Raw genomic sequence first — 16,526 nt, 5'->3', positions numbered from 1 at the left:
ATGGCCGCACCCAACCCGCTGCTGTCGGGGGCGGTTGGCCGCTGCCCGAACTGCGGGGAGGGCCATCTGTTCGAGGGTTTCCTCGCGGTCGCTACGCGTTGCGAGGCGTGCGGCTACGACCTCGCCAAGGCCGACTCGGGCGACGGGCCGGCGGTGTTCGTCATCCTGATCGGCGGCTTCCTGGCCGCGTTTGGCGCCCTGTTCACCGAGCTGGCGCTGAATCCTCCGGTGTGGGTGCTGCTGGTGGTGTGGATGCCCGCGACCCTGATCATCTGCGTGGCGCTGCTGCGGCCCATGAAGGGGGTGATGCTGGCGGCGCAGTTCATGAACAAGGCCTCGCAAGCCCGTCATGACTGAAGCGCCCCCGCGCGGCCGCTTCCCTGTCGGCCTGACGCTCGCCACCGCGATCGCCATGGCGATCCTCATCGGGCTCGGCGTGTGGCAGCTGCAGCGGCTGAAGTGGAAGGAAGCCATCCTCGCCCACGTAGCGGCCCTGCAGACGTCGCAGGCGGTGGCGGTGGACCCGGTGCTGGATGCTGTGGGCGAGGGCCGCGACGCTGACTTCACGCGAGTCAGCGCCGCGTGTGCGGGACTGGCGCATGCGCCCTTCCTCGAGCTCTACACGATCGGGCCCAACGGCCAGGCGGGCGCACGGCTGATCTCGGCCTGCCCGGTGAATGGCGCCCGCTACCGCACCCTCCTCGTCGATCGCGGCTTCGTGCCGGACGACGTGGCCGAGCGGCCCAAGGTCGCTCCGGTCGACTCCAGTCCGACGCAGGTCACCGGCATCCTACGAAAACCGGACCGGCCCAGTCTCTTCGCGGTGAAGAATCGCCCCGGACGCTGGTTCGTCCGCGATATCCCCGCCATGGCCGCGGCCCTGCGCGCGCCGGCGCCTGCGCCGCTCTTCCTCTTCGCCGAGACCGCCACCAGTCCGGAGTTCAAGGCGCTCACTCCCGCGCCGCTGCCCGCGGAGATCCCCAACCGGCATTTCGAATATGCGCTCACCTGGTTCGGCCTTGCCGCGGCGCTGGCCTGCGTCTATGCCGCTGCGCTCTTTCGACGGGTGAGGACCTGATGCGCTACATCTCCACCCGGGGCCAGGCGGCCGCGGTGGGATTCGCCGATGCGGTGCTGGGCGGCCTCGCCCCCGACGGCGGCCTCTATGTGCCGGAAGCGTGGCCGCAATTCTCCCCCGCCGAGATCCGGGCCTTCGCCGGACGCCCCTATGCCGAGGTGGCGGCGGCGGTGATCGGCGCCTTCGCCGGCGACGAGATCGCGCCGGCGGCGCTCGCCGAGATGTGCCGCGAGGCCTATTCGACCTTCAACCATGCAGCCGTCGTCCCCCTGGTGCAGCTGACGCCGCAGGCCTTCCTCGCCGAGCTGTTCCACGGTCCGAGCCTGGCCTTCAAGGACGTGGCCATGCAGCTCCTGGCCCGGCTCTACGATCACCTGCTGGGCCAGCAGAACCGCACCCAGACCATCCTCTGCGCGACCTCGGGCGACACTGGCGGGGCGGCGGTCGAGGCGTTCCGCGGCCGCAAGAACGTCAAGCTCATCGCCCTCTTCCCGCAGGGCCGCATCTCGGAGGTGCAGCGCCGGTTCATGACCACGGCGGATGAGGCCAATATCGCCTGCATCGCGGTGATGGGGACCTTCGACGATTGCCAGGCGATCGTGAAGGAGATGTTCGGCGACGCCGCGCTGCGCCAGGCGGTCGACCTGTCCGGCGTCAACTCGATCAACTTCGCCCGCATCGCGGCGCAGGCGGTCTACTACTTCACCACCGCCGTGGCGCTCGGCGCGCCGGACCGGGCGGTGAGCTTCTGCGTGCCGTCGGGCAACTTCGGCGACGCCTTCGCGGGCTTCGTGGCCAGCCGCATGGGCCTGCCGATCGCCCGCATCGTGGCGGCGACCAACGCCAATGACATCCTGGCGCGCGCCTTCGAGGATGGCCGCTATGTCCGCGGCGAGGTCACCGCGACCATCTCGCCGGCCATGGACATCCAGGCCGCGTCCAACTTCGAGCGGCTCTATTTCGAGGCGGTGCGACGCGAGCCGGTGGAGACCGCGCGCGCCTTCCAGGCCTTCGCCACGGCCGGCGTCATCGACGTGCCGCCCCAGGCGCTCGCCGCCATGCGCGAACTGTTCCGCGGGGTTTCGGTCGGCGAGGATGAAGTCCGCCGCACGATCCTTGTCACCCTCAACGAGACCGGCCAGCTGATCGACCCGCACACCGCGGTCGCCGTCGCCGCCCTGCGCCGGGTCGACGACCTAGCGGCGCCGGTGGTGGCGCTCGCCACCGCCCATCCGGCCAAGTTCCCAGACGACGTGGCCCAGGCCGCCGGCGTCCGGCCGGAGCTGCCGCGCGGCGCGGCCAACCTTGCCAAACGCACCGAGCGCTACGACCGCCTGCCGGCCGAAGCCGAAACCATCAAGGCCTATGTCCGCGCCTTCTCCGAAACCTGAGCCGAAAGGCCTTCCGATCCATCGCCTCGCCGACGGCGTGCGCGTGGTCTGCGACCCCATGCCGGGACTGCAGACGGTCGCCCTGTCGGTGGTGGCCGGCCGCGGCGCGCGCGCCGAGGACGAGGCCCGCTCCGGCTGGTCGCACTTGCTGGAGCACATGGTCTTCAAGGGCGCGGGCGCGCGCACCGCGCGCGACATCGTCGAGGTGATCGAGGCGGAGGGCGGCCAGATCAACGCGGCGACGGGCTACGAGCGCACCAGCTTCCAGGTGCGCGCCCTGCAGCACGGCCTCGACCTCGGCATGAGCGTGCTGGCTGACCTGGTGCAGCGGCCGACCATCGACGCCGACGACCTGCGACGCGAGAAGCAGGTGGTGGGCCAGGAGATCGCCGAGGCGGCCGACACGCCCGACGACCTGGTGTTCGAGCTGGCCCAGGAGGCGGCCTTCGACGGCCATTCGCTGGGCCGCTCGATCCTCGGCACGCCGACCACCATCGGCCGCGCCGCGCCGGACACGCTCAGCGCCTGGCGCGCCGCGCTCTATGCGCCCGAGACCCTGGTGGTCAGCGCCGCGGGCGCGGTGGACGAGGACGAAGTGCTGCGGCTGGTGGAGCGGGAGTTCGGCGACATGCCGGCCGGCGGGTCGGTCTCCAACGGCGAGCCGGCGCGCTTCAACGGCGGCGTGCGGCCGGTGGCCAAGCGGCTGGAACAGGCGAACCTGGTGCTGCTTCTCCCGGCGGTGGGCGCGCGCGATCCGGACTATTTCGCGCTTCGATTGCTGGCCGAGATCCTCGGCGGCGGCATGGCCTCGCGGCTGTTCCAGGAAGCCCGCGAGAAGCGCGGCCTGGCCTACGCCATCGACGCCTATTCCGAGACCTATTCCGACCTCGGCGTGCTCGGCGTGTTCGCCGGCTGCGCGGCGGGCGACGCGGCGGAGCTGGCGCGGGTGGCGGCCGGCGAGATCGCCGCCATGACCACCCCGGTGGGCGAGGCCGAACTGGCGCGCGCCAAGGCGCAGCTGAAGGGCGCCATGTTCATGGGCCGGGAATCGGCCCTCGCCCGCGCGGAGCAGGCCGCCTCGCAGGTGCTGCTGTTCGACCGCACCCTGGCGCCGGACGAGATCGCCGCCGAAATCGACGCGGTGACCCCTGCGGACCTCGTGCGCCTCACCGAGACCATCCTGGGCGCCGGCCGCTCCGCCGTTGCGGTGCTGGGGCCGAAGACCGCTCTGGCGGCGGCGGACAGCTTCCAGCGGGCGCTGTTCGGCTAGCCCGGAGCTCAGCAAACTTGACGCTGGCGCGATTTCCGCGAGGCTCCACCACAATGGCGCTTCTCGATTGGATAGCCCCGGAGAGCGGCCTTCGCGTGGAAGGCCAGGGCGTGGTGCTGCGTCCGCCGCGCGCCGCCGACTATCCGGCGTGGCGGGAGCTGCGGGCCGCCTCGCGGGCCTTCCTTCAGCCCTGGGAGCCGACCTGGCCCGCCGACGACCTGACGCGGGCCGCCTTCCGCCGAAGGCTCGCCGCCTATGCCCGCGACCGCGAGCTGGGGGCGGCCTATTCCTTCTTCGTGCTGCGCGCCCACGACGAGGCGCTGACCGGCGGCATCACACTCTCCAACGTCCGCCGCGGCGTCGCCCAGATGGGCACCATCGGCTACTGGTGCAGCCAGGCCTATACGCGCCAGGGCCTGACGCTGGCGGCGGTGCGGGCGATCACCGACTTTTCGTTCCGGACGCTGGGCCTGCACCGGCTGGAAGCCGCCTGCATTCCGGAGAACGATCGCTCCCGCAAACTGCTCGCCAAGGCCGGTTTCGCCGAGGAGGGCTACGCCAAGGCTTATCTGAAAATTAACGGCGTCTGGCGAGACCATGTCCTGTTCGGTCTGGTCTCGCCCCTGAAGGGGCCGGAAGGGCCGGACGACGGGGTGTCGGTCTGACCGAGGTCGGCTGAGCGGCGCCCGCAGTTCTCGGGCGACTTTGCTATTATGGCCAACGGCTGGATGTGGGATGCGACGACCACGCTGGAGGCGCTCGGCGCCGCCGACGTCGCGCTTTGGGTCTGGGAGCCCGAGAAGGACCGCATCCGGCTGACCGGCGCGTCGCGCGCCCTGGGCCTCGGGCCGCTGGCGCCCGATTGTTCGTCGGCCGCGCTGCGCGCGCTCGCCCTGCCGCAGGATCGCGCCTTCGCCGAGGATATCCTGCGGGTCCGCGAGCCCGGCGCCGAGGTCTCCGTCCGCCTGCGCATGCGCGGCGGCGGGGTCTGCATCTGGCGCGGCCTGTGGCTGGAGGAGGGCTGCCGGTGCGCCGGCGTGGTGGCCCCGGAGGCCAAGTTCACGGCCTCGGACCAGGACACCCTGACGGGATTGCTGGACCGCCGCAGCTTTGTCACCCAAGCGCGCGACCGGCTGCAGACGCCCGGGCGCTACGAGCTGATCGTCGCCGACCTCGATCGCCTGCGGCGGCTAAACGAGGCGTTGGGCCATGAGCGCGCCGACCTGGTGCTGGCGGCGCTGGGATCGCGGCTGGCCGCGGCCTTCCCCGCCGGCGCCCTGCTGGCCCGCATCGGCGAGGACGAGTTCGCAGCTCTCGCGCCCTCGGACGTCTCGCCCGGCCCGGACGCGTTGCGCCGCGCGCTGGAGCAGCCGTTGCGGGTGGCCGGCTTCGATATCCACCCGACGCTGTCCATCGGCGCCGTGGAGGCCGACGGCGGCCTGGATGCGCCCGAAGCCGCCGAGCTGCTGCGTCGCGCGGAGCTGGCCGTGGAATCCGCCAAGAGCCACGGTCGCGGCGGGGCGGCGGCCTATGGGCGGATGCTGGAGACCGACGGGCTGTCGCGGCTGGCGCTGGAAGGCGACCTGCGCGGGGCCCTGGCGCGCGGTGAACTGACGCCCTTTTACCAGCCGATCGTGCGCCTCTCGACCGGCGCGCTGTCGGGCTTCGAGGCCCTCGTGCGGTGGCGGCATCCGCGTCGCGGCCTGCTGACGCCCGAGCAGTTCCTGCCGCTCTGCGACGAGATGGGCATGATGCGCGACCTGGGCGCCATGATGATGCGCGAGGCGGCCAAGCAACTCACCGAATGGCGCAAGCGCCATGCGGCGGCCGGCGAGCTGACGGTCGCCGTCAACCTTTCGACCGGCGAGATCGACCGGCCTGACCTGGTGGCCGACGTCGAGGCGATCCGGCGCGAGACCGGCCTGCCGCCGGGCGCGCTGAAGCTGGAGGTCACCGAGAGCGACGTGATGCGCGATCCGGACCGCGCCGCGGTGATCCTGGGGAACCTGCGCGCCGCCGGCGCGGCGCTGGCGCTCGACGACTTCGGGACCGGTTTCTCATCGCTCAGCTATCTTACCCGGCTGCCCTTCGACACGTTGAAGATCGACCGCTACTTCGTGCGCACCATGGCCACCAACGAGGGCTCGGCCAAGATCGTCACCTCGGTGGTGAAGCTCGGCCAGGATCTGGCGCTGGAGGTGGTGGCCGAGGGCGTGGAGAACGCCGGCATGGCCCGCGCCCTGCTGGCCATCGGCTGCGACTATGGCCAGGGCTTCGGCTATGCGCCGGCGCTGTCGCCACAGGAGGCCGAGGTCTATCTCAACGAGAGCTATGTGGACGGCGCGGCCCCGGTGAAAGCCAAGGGGTCTCGCGGCTAGGTCTCAGGCTCTGCCCGCGAAGGCGCTCAGACGGTCCGGATCGACACCGATCTTGGCCAGCGCCAGGCTCCATTTGCGGTCGTAGTCGGCGCCAAACACCAGGTCGTCGTCGGGCTGGCAGGTGAGCCAGACGTTGTCCTTGATCTCGTCCTCCAGCTGGCCCGCGCCCCAGCCGGCGTAGCCCAGGGCCAGGAACGACCGGCGGGGCTGGTGATTGCGATTGGCGATCGCCACCAGCACCTCGCGCGTGGCGGTCAGCGCCAGGCCTTCGCCGACGTCGAGGCTGTGTTCGCCCATGTAGTCGGCGGTGTGCACCACGAAGCCGCGCTCCCGCTCGACAGGGCCGCCCATCAGCACCAGGTCCGGCGGCAGGACGATGGACGATTTGATGTCCAGGCGCGCCAGCAGGTCCGGGAAGGTCAGGCCATCCACGGGGCGGTTCACCGCCACGCCCATGGCGTGCTGGTCGTCGTGGGCGCAGACCAGGATCAGCGCGCGCTCGAACCGGGGGTCGGAAATGCCCGGCATGGCGATCAGCAGCTGGCCGGAAAAGAAACCGCCTTGCATCGGTCGCCAATTTTGGCCGGGATGATGTCGTATTCAAGGACCGATTGCGCGATCTCGCAGTTGCGGTCGCCGCTGGGCGGCTTATGTGCAAGCCTGAATTCGAGAGGACGACGCCCATGACCATCAAAGTCGGTGACAAGCTGCCCAACGTGACGCTCACCCAGGCCACCGCCGAGGGACCCAAGCCGGTGACCGCGGAGGCGTTCTTCGCGGGCAAGCGCGTGGCGCTGTTCGCCCTGCCGGGCGCCTTCACCCCGACCTGCTCGGCCAAGCATCTGCCGGGGTTCAAGCAACTGGCGCAGGACATCAAGGGCAAGGGCGTCGACGTGATCGCCTGCCTATCGGTGAACGACGCCTTCGTGATGCGCGCCTGGGCCGAGGATCAGGCGGTGGGCGAGGATATCGTCATGCTGGCCGATGGCGGCGCGGACTTCACCAAGGCGGTTGGGCTCGATTTCGACGCCTCGCGCTTCGGCATGGGCCTGCGCTCGCAGCGCTACTCCATGATCGTTGACGACGGGGTGGTGAAGGAGCTGAACGTCGAGCAGGGCGGCGAATTCCGCGTTTCCTCCGCCGAATACATGATGGCCCAGCTCTAGGGCCGCTTCGGAAACGGCCGGCTGAGGAATTTCGAGCCGGCCAGCCCGAACCGCCAGGGCTTTTCCACCGCCTTGCTGATTCCGATGCGCGGACCCGTCACGATCGCGGGCTGGCGCTCCGGCGGGCTCAGCGCGAACGGCGGCTGATCCGCCCACAGGCCGTCCTGGGCCCGCGTCACGCCCAGCGCCTGGCACAGCTTCCCCGGACCCGAGCAGAGCTGCCGCGCCTCGGCGGGGCCGCGCCGTTCACACATGATCTCCAGCCCGTGGGTCGGCTCCAGCGCCCGGATCAGCACCGCGCTGCCCGGCGCCTCCCCGCAGACCAGGTTCATGCACCAGTGGATGCCGTAGGAACGGTAGACGTAGACCCGGCCCGGCGGTCCGAACATCACCGCGTTGCGCGGCGTCGGGCCGGAGAAGCTGTGCGAGGCGGGATCCTCGTGGTGGTAGGCCTCGGTCTCGACGATCACCCCGCCGACGCCGTCCAGCGTCAGGGTCCAGCCGATCAGCGCGCGGGCCGCCGCCACCGAGGGCAGATGGAAAACCTCGGCTTGACGCCCCTCGGGGCGGGGGCGTGAAATGCGACCAACCATAGGGAGGATGTGCCATGCCGTACGTGGAGGGCCAAACCGTACACGACGCCGACAGCCACATCATGGAGCTGCCGGGCACGATCAACCGCTACATCGATCCCAAATTCCGCGACGCCTTCGTGGAGAAGACCGGGCGCAAGGATGTGCTGCCCGAGTGGTTCGCCAAGGCCGCCGAGAAGCAGAGTGATCCGGAGTTCCGCGCCGGCGCCGAGGCCAACATCCTGCTGCGCAAGAACTACGAGGCGCTCGGCGCCTTCGTGGCCGACGACCGGCCCAAGACGCTGGACTACCTGGGCTTCACCTCGCAGCTCGTCTTCACCACGGCCTGCCTGTCGAATTTCGGGCTGGAACAGATGGGCGAGGTCGAGCTCGCCGGGGAAACCGCGCGCGCCCACAACCGGATGATGACCGAGTTCTGTTCGGTGGACCGTCGGCTGCTGGCGACAGCCTATGTGCCGCTGCTCGACCGGGCCCGCGCGCCGCAGATCGCGGCCGAGGCGCTGGCGCTGGGCGCCAAGGCGCTGATCATCCCCTCGCGCCATCCGCCCGGCTTCTCCCCGAGCCACGTCGAGCTGGACCCGCTGTGGGCGCTCGCCCAGGAGGCCGGCGTGCCGATCCTGTTCCACGTGGGCGGTGAGGAGAAGATGCACCGCGACTACCTGGAGAACGGCCTACCTTTCGTGAAGGATTTCCATGGCGGCGACGAGAACTTCACCTCGCTGACCTTCATGGCCATCCCGCTGTCGGTCTGGCAGACGCTTTCGGCCCTGGTGATCGACGGGGTGTTCGACCGCTTCCCCAAGCTGAAGTTCGGGGCGATTGAGCTGGGCGCCTCATGGCTGCCGAGCCTGATGAAGTTCCTGGATTCCGGCGTCGCGGCCTTCGGCAAGGAAGAGCGGCTGCAGAAGCTCTCCGGCAAGCCCAGCGAGATCCTGCGCCGGCAGCTGCGCGTGACGCCCTATCCACACGAGGATGCGCGCTGGATCATCGAGAACAGCGGCGAGGAGATGTGCCTGTTCTCCTCGGACTTCCCGCACGTGGAAGGCGGGCGCAATCCGCTGAAGCGGTTCAACGACAGCCTGGAGGGCGTCTCGTCGCCTGCGCGGCGTCGCTTCTACCGCGACAACTTCATCGACCTCATGGGACGAGGGCTCGATCCGGCCCTGCACGACCTGCCGGCGCTTGCCGCCGCCTGACGTCTGGCGTCGCGGCCATGGCTCGGGCCATGGCCTCCATCAGCTCCTGGATCTGGATCGGCTTGGAGGCGTGCTCGGTGAAGCCGAGCGCCAGGTAGCGGTCGCGCCCGCCGGAGGTGACGTCGGCGGTGAGGGCCACGACGGGTACGTCACGGTTTGGGCCATCGGCCGCCCGCAGGCGGTCCAGCACCTCGATGCCGGTCATCTCCGGCATCTGGATATCCAGCAGGACCAGGTCGAAGGGCTCGCCGCCCAGAGCCTCGAGCGCATCGGGGCCGCTGGCTGCCTTGGCGAGATGGTGGCCAAGGCTGCCGAGCAGTTGGTCGAGCACCAGCAGGTTCACGGCGTTGTCGTCCACCGCCAGCACCTTGAGGGCCTCGGGCAGGACCGGTTCGGCAGGCGCGGGCGCAGCCGGGGCCGACGACCCCGCAGCCAGCGCCAGCGGCAGCTTGATGAAGAAGGTCGAGCCGTGGCCAAACTTGCTCTCGACCCAGATCTTGCCGCCCATCAGCTCGGTGAGCTGCTTGGCGATCGCCAGGCCCAGGCCGGTGCCGCCGAACCGCCGGACCTCGGATTCGTCGACCTGGCTGAACCGTTCGAACAGCACCGCCAGGTGGTCGGGCGCGATGCCAACGCCGGTGTCGCGCACTGACAGATGGAGCAGGGTCGCGCCCTCGCCATTCGGTACGGCCTCGGCGACCACTTCGACGGCGCCACGCTCGGTGAATTTCAGGGCGTTGCCGACCAGGTTGAACAGCACCTGGCGCAGGCGCAGGCCGTCGACCAGCACATAGTCCGGAACGCTGTCGGCGACGCTCAGCGTCAGGGCGACGCCCTTCTCGTCGGCGCGCGCGCCCCAGAAGCCGATCAGGCGGTCGAGGAACAGCCGCACGTTCTCCGGCCCTGGGTTGATCTCCAGCCGGCCGGCGTCGATCTTCGAGACGTCCAGAATGTCGTTCAGGATCGAAAGCAGGTACTCCCCGCTCTCGATCAGCACATCCAGCCGCTCGGCCTGCGACGGGTCGATCTCGTCGCGCTTGAGGAGCTGGGCCATTCCGAGCACGCCGTTCATGGGCGTGCGGATCTCGTGGCTCATGGTGGCCAGGAAGTTGGACTTGGCGCGGTTGGCCTGGCGGGCCTCCTCGCGCGCGATCTGCGCGGCCTCGCGCTCCGAAACGGCCTGGTCGCGGGCGGCCTGAAGCTGGTGGACCATGTCCAGTTTGGCGTTGAACGCCGAGTGCCAGGTGGAGACCGCCTTGTAGGTCGAGCTCGAGATCATGGTGAGCAGGACCACGAGGGTGAGCAAGGCCAGCAGGCAGGCGAGCGCCGGGATCAGCGGCAGCAAGCAGACGACCCCGATGGCGGCGGCGAGCGCCACGGGCGCGGCGAAGGCCCAGAAGATGGTGCGCGACAGCGATCCCGCGGCCTGGGCGAGGATGATCAGCGAGCAGAGCTGCAGGGCGAAATAGACCAGTTCCTTCACGCCGCCGGTCACGGTCATGGCCAGCGTCGGGGTGAGATAGACCACCATGCGCGTGGCGCACATGGCGGCGAGCTTGCGGACGCCCTTGACGGGATCGGCATCCTGGCTGCGCGCCAGCCAGCGGGCGATCAGCGTCTGCTGCAAGGTGTCGACGGCCGCCGCGCTGAGGAAGAAGGCCAGCCCGAACCACGGATGGCCCAGCAAGGCGACGCAGACGGCGGCGAGCGCGTCGAAACCGTAGTGGGCCGGCAACGGCAGCGCCAGGCCCGCCAGGGTCAGCTGGTAGGTGTTCCACCCCGTCGCGCCGGAGCCCGCGCCACGTGGCGTCTGTGGCTGGTGCTTGATCATCCCCGCCCCTGGTAAGAGCCAGGAAGACTACGCGGCAAAGGTAAAGCTTCGAAAAACGCTGTTTTTTCAATCGAAGGTTGTGGCGCTCGCGCCTCGGAAGGCCTACCCCGCGAGCGCCGCCGCGGACGTGGCTTCGACGTCGGCCGCCCCGTCCATCAGGCCCTCGGCTATGCCGGGCGCGAGCGCCAGGACCTGGCCGGAATAGAGCCGAGCCAGCGCCGCCTTGCCCTTGAGCCAGGAATCGTCGGAGCCGGACGCCGCCAGCGCCTGGCGGCCCAGCATCCAGCCGCCGATCACGTCCCCGGCCAACCTGAGGTAGGGCCCCGCGGCGGTGAGCGCGTCCGGCCCGCCGTGCGCCAGCACCCACTGGGTAGCGTGCTCCAGGGCCGAGACGCCCTGCGCCAGCCGCTGGCCGACGACGGCCAGTTCGGCGCTGTCGGTGAGGGTCTTGGCGGTCAGCAGGATTTCCGCGCAGAGCTCGGCCATCACCGCCCCGTCCGCCATACCGACCTTGCGCCCCACCAGGTCATTGGCCTGGATGCCGTTGGTGCCCTCGTAGATCGGGGCGATACGGGCGTCGCGGTAATGCTGGGCGGCGCCGGTCTCCTCGATGAAGCCCATGCCGCCGTGCACCTGGACACCCATGGAGGCGACTTCGACCCCGATGTCGGTGGACCAGGCCTTGGCGATCGGGGTGAGCAGTTCCTGGCGGGCCTTGGCCGCCGTGCGCTCGGTCTCGGTGTCGGCGAAGCGGGCGAGGTCGGTCAGCACGCCCGTGGTCAGGCAGATGGCGCGGGCGGCCTCGATCTTGGCCTTCATCAGCATCAGGGTGCGCCGCACGTCGGGATGGTCGTAGATCATCGCCGGCTGGTCCGCCGACCACACCGCGCGCCCCTGGCGGCGCTCCTGGCTGAACTCAAGGGCCTGCTGGAAGGCCCGCTCGGCGATGGCCACGCCCTGGACGCCCACCTGCAGGCGGGCGGCGTTCATCATGACGAACATGTGCGGCAGGCCCTGGCCCAGCTCACCGACCAGCTCGGCCTGGGCGCCCTCGTAGAGCATGACGCAGGTGGGCGAGCCGTGGATGCCGAGCTTGTGCTCGATGGAGCCCGGCCGGAAATCGTTGCGCGCCCCGAGCCGCCCCTCGTCGTCGAGCAGGTACTTCGACGTCACGAAGAGGCTGATGCCCTTCACGCCCGGCGGGGCGTCGGGGGTGCGGGCGATGACCAGGTGGCAGATGTTGTCCGCGGCGTCGTGGTCGCCCCAGGTGATGAAGATCTTCTGGCCGTGCAGGGTGTAGCCGCCCTTGCCGTCGGGCCGCGCCATGGTGGTCAGCGCGGCGAGGTCGGAGCCGGCCTGCGGCTCGGTCAGGCACATGGCGCCGGTCCATTCCCCGGAGACCAGCTTGGGCAGGATCAACCGCTTCTGCCGCTCGGTGCCGTGCTGGGCGAGCGCCTCGATGGCCGCCTGGGTGAGCATCGGGCACAGGCCAAAGGCCATGTTGGCGGCGTGCACCATCTCGAACACCGAGAGCTCCAAGGCCTTGGACAGGCCCTGGCCCCCATGTTCCGGATCCGCCGAGAGCGAGTTCCAGCCGCCGGCCGCGAAGGCCTTGTAGGCCTCGGCGAAGCCCGGCGCGGCGGTGACCTTGCCATTTTCGTAGCGCGCGCCCTCCACGTCGCCGCGGCGGTTCAGCGGCGCGAGCTCCGACTCGGCGAAGGACCCGGCGGCTTCGAGCACCGCGGCGACCGTCTCGCCGTCGAGGTCGGGGAAGGCGCGTGCCAGCAAGACCGGGTGGCCCACGGTCTCCAACGCAAACGCGATGTCGCGGACCGGGGCGCGGAAGGTCATGGCTCGAGGCTCCTGAATGAACAGAGGCGTTCTAGTCGTTATGAGGACGATGGAATATCCGAGACCTCGCCGCCGTCTTTCGGTCAAGCTTGGACAACACCATTTGACGCCCGACGACCCCAGGGAGACCCGATACGTGACGCGCACCCTTGCGGCGGCTCTGGCGCTTTGTCTGGCGCTCTGCCCGACATTCGGCGGCGCGGCGCTCGCCAATCCGGTCACGCGCGACCCGTCCAAGATCCCGGCCGGGAGCTATGTGCTCGACAAGCGCCACGCCAGCTTGACGGCCAAGATCGCCCACCTGGGCGGCTTCTCCCGCTACACCCTGCGGTTCACCGGCCTCGAGGGCGGCTTCACCGTCGATCCGGCCAACTGGCGCGCGACCAAGGTGAGCTTCAGCGTCGATCCCAAGTCGGTGGATACCGGCGACCCGTCGTTCAACAAACAGATCGCGGGCTACTTCGATGTGGCGAAATATCCGGCCATCACCTTCGTCTCCACCGGCTTGACCGGCGGCGACAACGGCGAAGGGCAGCTGACCGGCGACCTGACCTTCCATGGCGTGACCAAGCCCGTCACCCTGGACGTGGCGTTCAACGGCGTGGGCCCGGGGCTGCTCGGCGCGGGCACGCGGATGGGGTTCTCCGGGACCGCGCGGATCAAGCGTTCCGACTTCGGCGAGACGGCCGTCCGGCAATGGGCCGGCGACGACATCGACCTGATCTTCGAGATCGAATTCACCAGGAAATAGCCCCTCTATGACCGACGTCGCCCGTGATCCCAAGGCCGCCGGCAGCGGCCGCTACGCCACCTTCGCCATCGTGCTGCACTGGCTGATCGCGGCGGCCATCGTGCTGCAGGTGACGCTGTCCTACCGGATGGGCGGGCCGTACACGCCGCAGAGCTTCGCGGTCACTCAGCTGCACAAGTCCATCGGCATCACCATTCTGCTGCTCAGCTTGGCGCGACTCGCATGGCGACTGGTCAACCCGCCGCCGCCCCTGCCGACCGGCCTGCCGCGCTGGGAGGTGTGGCTCGCCCAGGCCGTCCATGTCGGCTTCTACGTGATCATGATCGGCATGCCGCTGACCGGCTGGATCATGGTCTCGGCCAGCCGCATCGAGCTGCCGACCCTGCTCTATGGGACCATTCCCTGGCCGGACCTGCCGATCGCCCACCTCGCCCCCGCCGCCAAGACGGCCTGGCGCAGCTTCGGCCGCAACGCCCATGGGCTGGGGGGCGACCTGATCTATGTGCTGCTGGCGCTGCACGTCGCCGGGGCGCTCAAACACCAGCTATTCAGCCGCGACGAACCCGTGCTGTCCCGCATGGCGCCGGGCGCGGTGGCCGGCCGATGGTTCGAGCCCCGCCTCCTGGTCATTGCGCTCGGCGTCCTGGGCGTCGTCGCCTTCGGCGCCTTCGTGGCTCCGCCGACCCCCGGCATGACCCCGCTGCCGGCCGCCGCGGCGTCCCAGAGTCAGGCGCTTGCGGAGACGCAGGCCCCTGTCCCAGCCCCGGCCTCCGAGGCCTCGCCACCGCCCGGGCCCTCAGGATCGGCGACCAGCGCCGCGGAGCCGCCGGCCACGCCTAGCGGCCCGATGAAGTGGGTCGTGCAGCCGGGCTCGACGCTCGGCTTCGCCTCGTCGTGGAGCGGCTCGGCGATCGAGGGGCGCTTCGAGAAATGGCGCGCCGACATCGTCTTCTCGCCCGATGCGCTCGACCGCTCGAAGGTCACGGTGAGCATCGACCTGGTCTCCGTGAACACTGGCGACCCCCAGCGCGACCAGACCCTGCCTTCCGGAGACTGGTTCGACGCCGCCGCCCACCCCACGGCGGTATTCACGGCGACCCGGTTCGAGAAGACTGGGCCTGACCGCTACACCGCGCACGGGACCTTGCAGCTGAAAGGGGTGAGCAAGCCGCAGGACCTCGCCTTCCGGCTGAAGATCACCGGCGACCAGGCGGTGGTGTCCGGAACCACCAGCCTCGATCGCACCGCCTTCGGCGTCGGCCAGGGGGAGTTCGCCGCCACGGACCAGATCCCGGGGACGGTCAAGGTCACCGTCGCGCTGAAGGCCCGGCGCGGCTGACACAATTCGGCCAAGCGCAGCTATAAGCTGCCTCCAGAGACGGAGGGAGCTTCCATGAGGATTTTTGCAGCCAGCCTGGCAGCGGGCGTCGCCCTGGCCGGTGTGGCCCTGGCGGCCGCGCCGGCGATCAAGCCCTACCTCGCCGCCGCCCTGGCCGACCCGGCGCGCGGCGACATGAAGGCGGTCGACGCCAAGCGGCACACGGCCGAGCTGATGGCCTTTTCCGGCGTGAAGCCCGGCGACAAGGTCGTCGACCTGATCCCCGGCAGCGGGTTGTTCACCCGGGTGTTCGCCAAGGCCGTAGGGCCCAAGGGCCACGTCTACATGGTCTGGCCGAACGAATACGCCCAGGAAGCCGCGCGCGACGTCACCGCCTCCGACGCGCTGGCGGCCGACAAGGCCTATGGCGACATCTCGGTGCTGAAGCAGCCGGCGGCCGCCTTCTCCACGCCGGAGAAGGTCGATCTGGTGTTCACCGCCCAGAACTACCACGACTACCCCGACAAGTTCATGGGCAAGGTCGATCCGGTGTCGTTCGACAAGCAGGTGTTCGCGGCCCTGAAGCCGGGCGGCGTCTTCCTGGTGATTGACCACGCGGCCGAGGCCGGCTCCGGGATGCGCGACACCGACACCTTGCACCGCATCGATCCGGCGATCGTGCGCCAGCAGGTGACGTCGGTGGGCTTCGTCTTCGATGGCGAGAGCAAGGCGCTGGCGAATCCGGCCGACGACCACAAGAGGCTGGTCTTCGACAAGACGATCCGCGGCCAGACGGACCAGTTCGTCTACAAGTTCAGGAAGCCGAAGAAGTAGCCCCCACCGACGGCGGCGGTGTAACGAGGCGCGGTGGACGACGATCGAGCCCTCGCGCGCGCCGCCGCGGCCCTCAAGGCCGGCGGGTTGGTGATCCTGCCGACCGAGACCGTCTATGGCCTGGCGGCGGACGCGGCCAACCCCCAGGCGGTGGCGGCGGTCTATGAGGCCAAGGGCCGGCCGGCGTTCAATCCGCTGATCGCCCACGTGGCCGACCTCGCTACCGCGGAGCGCATCGCCCGCTTCGACGAGCGCGCGTTGCGGCTGGCCAAGCGGTTCTGGCCCGGACCGCTGACCCTGGTCCTGCCGGCGACCGACACCCGGGCGGTGTGCGACCTGGCGCGGGCGGGGCTCGACACGGTGGCGGTCCGCGCGCCAGGCCATCCCCTGGCGCATGCCCTGCTGGAGGCGTTCGACGGACCGGTGGTGGCGCCCTCGGCCAATCGCTCCGGACGGCCGAGCCCTACGACCTTCCTCGATGCGATCGAGGAGACCGGGACGGCGGCGGAATGCGCGCTCGACGGCGGCCCTTCGCGGATCGGCTTGGAGTCCACCGTCGTCGCCTTGCTCGACGAGCCGCGCCTGCTCAGGCCCGGCGCGATCGTGCGCGGCGAGATCGAGTTGCTGATCGGGCCGCTCTCCGAGGCCGACGCCGATGCGCGGCGCTCGCCGGGGCGGCTCGCCCGCCACTATGCGCCGAACCTGCCGCTGCGGCTCGACGCCCTGACGCCCTTGCGGCGCGAGGCCTATCTGGCGTTCGGGCCGACGCGGGCCCGCGAGCATGTCTGGAACCTCAGTCCGAGCGGCGATCTCGCCGAGGCCGCGGCCAATCTGTTCGCCTATCTGCGGGCCGCCGACCGCTCCGGCGC

At 70.1% G+C, this 16,526-nt stretch carries 16 protein-coding genes; 12 read left to right on the top strand and 4 right to left on the bottom strand.

Annotated elements, in window-relative coordinates; translation table 11 throughout:
- From VGT80_RS18350 to VGT80_RS18325, 6 genes are read left to right on the top strand one after another with little or no spacing between them, the layout of a single operon-like run.
- Positions 1-357 carry a DUF983 domain-containing protein gene (locus VGT80_RS18350; protein WP_327458105.1) on the top strand — a complete coding sequence of 119 codons (357 nt, stop codon included), beginning with the start codon at positions 1-3 and terminating at the stop codon, positions 355-357.
- Complete coding sequence (locus VGT80_RS18345) at positions 350-1,078, top strand: SURF1 family protein (RefSeq protein ID WP_327458104.1); 729 nt, start codon at positions 350-352, stop codon at positions 1,076-1,078. The genes VGT80_RS18350 and VGT80_RS18345 overlap by 8 nt, the downstream gene beginning before the upstream one ends.
- The gene (gene thrC / locus VGT80_RS18340) at positions 1,078-2,469 is read left to right on the top strand and encodes a threonine synthase (RefSeq protein WP_327458103.1); all 1,392 of its coding nucleotides are present in this window, start codon (positions 1,078-1,080) and stop codon (positions 2,467-2,469) included. Before VGT80_RS18345 ends, thrC begins: the two co-directional genes overlap by 1 nt.
- Positions 2,444-3,739 carry a pitrilysin family protein gene (locus VGT80_RS18335; protein ID WP_327458102.1) on the top strand — a complete coding sequence of 432 codons (1,296 nt, stop codon included), beginning with the start codon at positions 2,444-2,446 and terminating at the stop codon, positions 3,737-3,739. Before thrC ends, VGT80_RS18335 begins: the two co-directional genes overlap by 26 nt.
- 53 nt (positions 3,740-3,792) lie before the next feature.
- Positions 3,793-4,404 (top strand): GNAT family protein, encoded by a 612-nt coding sequence (locus VGT80_RS18330; protein ID WP_327458101.1) that lies wholly within the window; start codon positions 3,793-3,795, stop codon positions 4,402-4,404.
- Between the two features lie 48 nt (positions 4,405-4,452).
- A complete protein-coding gene (locus tag VGT80_RS18325; RefSeq protein WP_327458100.1) occupies positions 4,453-6,117 on the top strand; it encodes a bifunctional diguanylate cyclase/phosphodiesterase in 1,665 nt (554 codons plus the stop codon).
- A gap of 3 nt (positions 6,118-6,120) precedes the next feature.
- Here the strand turns inward: VGT80_RS18325 and VGT80_RS18320 are convergent, their stop codons facing one another.
- On the bottom strand, positions 6,121-6,684 hold the full coding sequence (locus VGT80_RS18320) for a YqgE/AlgH family protein (protein ID WP_327458099.1): 564 nt from the start codon (positions 6,682-6,684) through the stop codon (positions 6,121-6,123).
- A gap of 116 nt (positions 6,685-6,800) precedes the next feature.
- On the opposite strand from VGT80_RS18320, the gene VGT80_RS18315 reads away from it, so the two are divergent.
- The gene (locus VGT80_RS18315; RefSeq protein ID WP_327458098.1) at positions 6,801-7,283 is read left to right on the top strand and encodes a peroxiredoxin; all 483 of its coding nucleotides are present in this window, start codon (positions 6,801-6,803) and stop codon (positions 7,281-7,283) included.
- Here VGT80_RS18315 and VGT80_RS18310 read toward each other — a convergent pair.
- Positions 7,280-7,810, bottom strand: coding sequence for a DNA-3-methyladenine glycosylase (locus VGT80_RS18310; RefSeq protein WP_327458097.1), 531 nt, complete (start codon positions 7,808-7,810; stop codon positions 7,280-7,282). The genes VGT80_RS18315 and VGT80_RS18310 overlap by 4 nt on opposite strands.
- Positions 7,811-7,890: 80 nt before the next feature.
- Here VGT80_RS18310 and VGT80_RS18305 point away from each other — a divergent pair, with 80 nt between their 5' ends.
- Positions 7,891-9,072, top strand: a complete 1,182-nt coding sequence (locus VGT80_RS18305) for an amidohydrolase family protein (protein WP_327458096.1) — start codon at positions 7,891-7,893, stop codon at positions 9,070-9,072.
- Here VGT80_RS18305 and VGT80_RS18300 read toward each other — a convergent pair.
- Both VGT80_RS18300 and VGT80_RS18295 read right to left on the bottom strand, forming a co-directional pair.
- The gene (locus VGT80_RS18300; RefSeq protein ID WP_327458095.1) at positions 9,014-10,903 is read right to left on the bottom strand and encodes an ATP-binding protein; all 1,890 of its coding nucleotides are present in this window, start codon (positions 10,901-10,903) and stop codon (positions 9,014-9,016) included. The two genes, VGT80_RS18305 and VGT80_RS18300, sit on opposite strands and share 59 nt — an antisense overlap.
- Positions 10,904-11,005: 102 nt before the next feature.
- Positions 11,006-12,754, bottom strand: coding sequence for an acyl-CoA dehydrogenase (locus VGT80_RS18295; RefSeq protein WP_327458094.1), 1,749 nt, complete (start codon positions 12,752-12,754; stop codon positions 11,006-11,008).
- A 136-nt stretch (positions 12,755-12,890) separates the two neighbouring features.
- On the opposite strand from VGT80_RS18295, the gene VGT80_RS18290 reads away from it, so the two are divergent.
- The 4 genes from VGT80_RS18290 to VGT80_RS18275 form a co-directional block, all read left to right on the top strand.
- Positions 12,891-13,505 carry a YceI family protein gene (locus VGT80_RS18290; RefSeq protein ID WP_327458093.1) on the top strand — a complete coding sequence of 205 codons (615 nt, stop codon included), beginning with the start codon at positions 12,891-12,893 and terminating at the stop codon, positions 13,503-13,505.
- A gap of 7 nt (positions 13,506-13,512) precedes the next feature.
- Positions 13,513-14,844, top strand: coding sequence for a YceI family protein (locus tag VGT80_RS18285; RefSeq protein ID WP_327458092.1), 1,332 nt, complete (start codon positions 13,513-13,515; stop codon positions 14,842-14,844).
- A 54-nt stretch (positions 14,845-14,898) separates the two neighbouring features.
- Positions 14,899-15,657: a methyltransferase gene (locus tag VGT80_RS18280; protein ID WP_327458091.1), complete on the top strand. Its 759-nt coding sequence runs from the start codon at positions 14,899-14,901 to the stop codon at positions 15,655-15,657.
- 33 nt (positions 15,658-15,690) lie between these two features.
- On the top strand, positions 15,691-16,526 hold an 836-nt coding region (locus tag VGT80_RS18275), incomplete at its 3' end, for an L-threonylcarbamoyladenylate synthase (protein WP_327458090.1).

It is taken from the genome of Phenylobacterium sp., from assembly GCF_035944335.1.
Classification (GTDB): Bacteria; Pseudomonadota; Alphaproteobacteria; order Caulobacterales; family Caulobacteraceae; genus Phenylobacterium.
Note: the sequence above shows the minus strand (reverse complement) of the source record. Positions and strands in the feature narration are given on the sequence as shown.

Excerpts from the sequence above, each read along its gene's own strand:
- VGT80_RS18350 (WP_327458105.1), top strand. The coding sequence starts at position 1 with ATGGCCGCACCCAACCCGCTGCTGTCGGGGGCGGTTGGCCGCTGCCCG.
- VGT80_RS18345 (WP_327458104.1), top strand. The coding sequence starts at position 350 with ATGACTGAAGCGCCCCCGCGCGGCCGCTTCCCTGTCGGCCTGACGCTC.
- thrC (WP_327458103.1), top strand. The coding sequence starts at position 1,078 with ATGCGCTACATCTCCACCCGGGGCCAGGCGGCCGCGGTGGGATTCGCC.
- VGT80_RS18335 (WP_327458102.1), top strand. The coding sequence starts at position 2,444 with ATGTCCGCGCCTTCTCCGAAACCTGAGCCGAAAGGCCTTCCGATCCAT.
- VGT80_RS18330 (WP_327458101.1), top strand. The coding sequence starts at position 3,793 with ATGGCGCTTCTCGATTGGATAGCCCCGGAGAGCGGCCTTCGCGTGGAA.
- VGT80_RS18325 (WP_327458100.1), top strand. The coding sequence starts at position 4,453 with ATGGCCAACGGCTGGATGTGGGATGCGACGACCACGCTGGAGGCGCTC.
- VGT80_RS18320 (WP_327458099.1), bottom strand. The coding sequence starts at position 6,684 with ATGCAAGGCGGTTTCTTTTCCGGCCAGCTGCTGATCGCCATGCCGGGC.
- VGT80_RS18315 (WP_327458098.1), top strand. The coding sequence starts at position 6,801 with ATGACCATCAAAGTCGGTGACAAGCTGCCCAACGTGACGCTCACCCAG.
- VGT80_RS18305 (WP_327458096.1), top strand. The coding sequence starts at position 7,891 with ATGCCGTACGTGGAGGGCCAAACCGTACACGACGCCGACAGCCACATC.
- VGT80_RS18300 (WP_327458095.1), bottom strand. The coding sequence starts at position 10,903 with ATGATCAAGCACCAGCCACAGACGCCACGTGGCGCGGGCTCCGGCGCG.
- VGT80_RS18295 (WP_327458094.1), bottom strand. The coding sequence starts at position 12,754 with ATGACCTTCCGCGCCCCGGTCCGCGACATCGCGTTTGCGTTGGAGACC.
- VGT80_RS18285 (WP_327458092.1), top strand. The coding sequence starts at position 13,513 with ATGACCGACGTCGCCCGTGATCCCAAGGCCGCCGGCAGCGGCCGCTAC.
- VGT80_RS18280 (WP_327458091.1), top strand. The coding sequence starts at position 14,899 with ATGAGGATTTTTGCAGCCAGCCTGGCAGCGGGCGTCGCCCTGGCCGGT.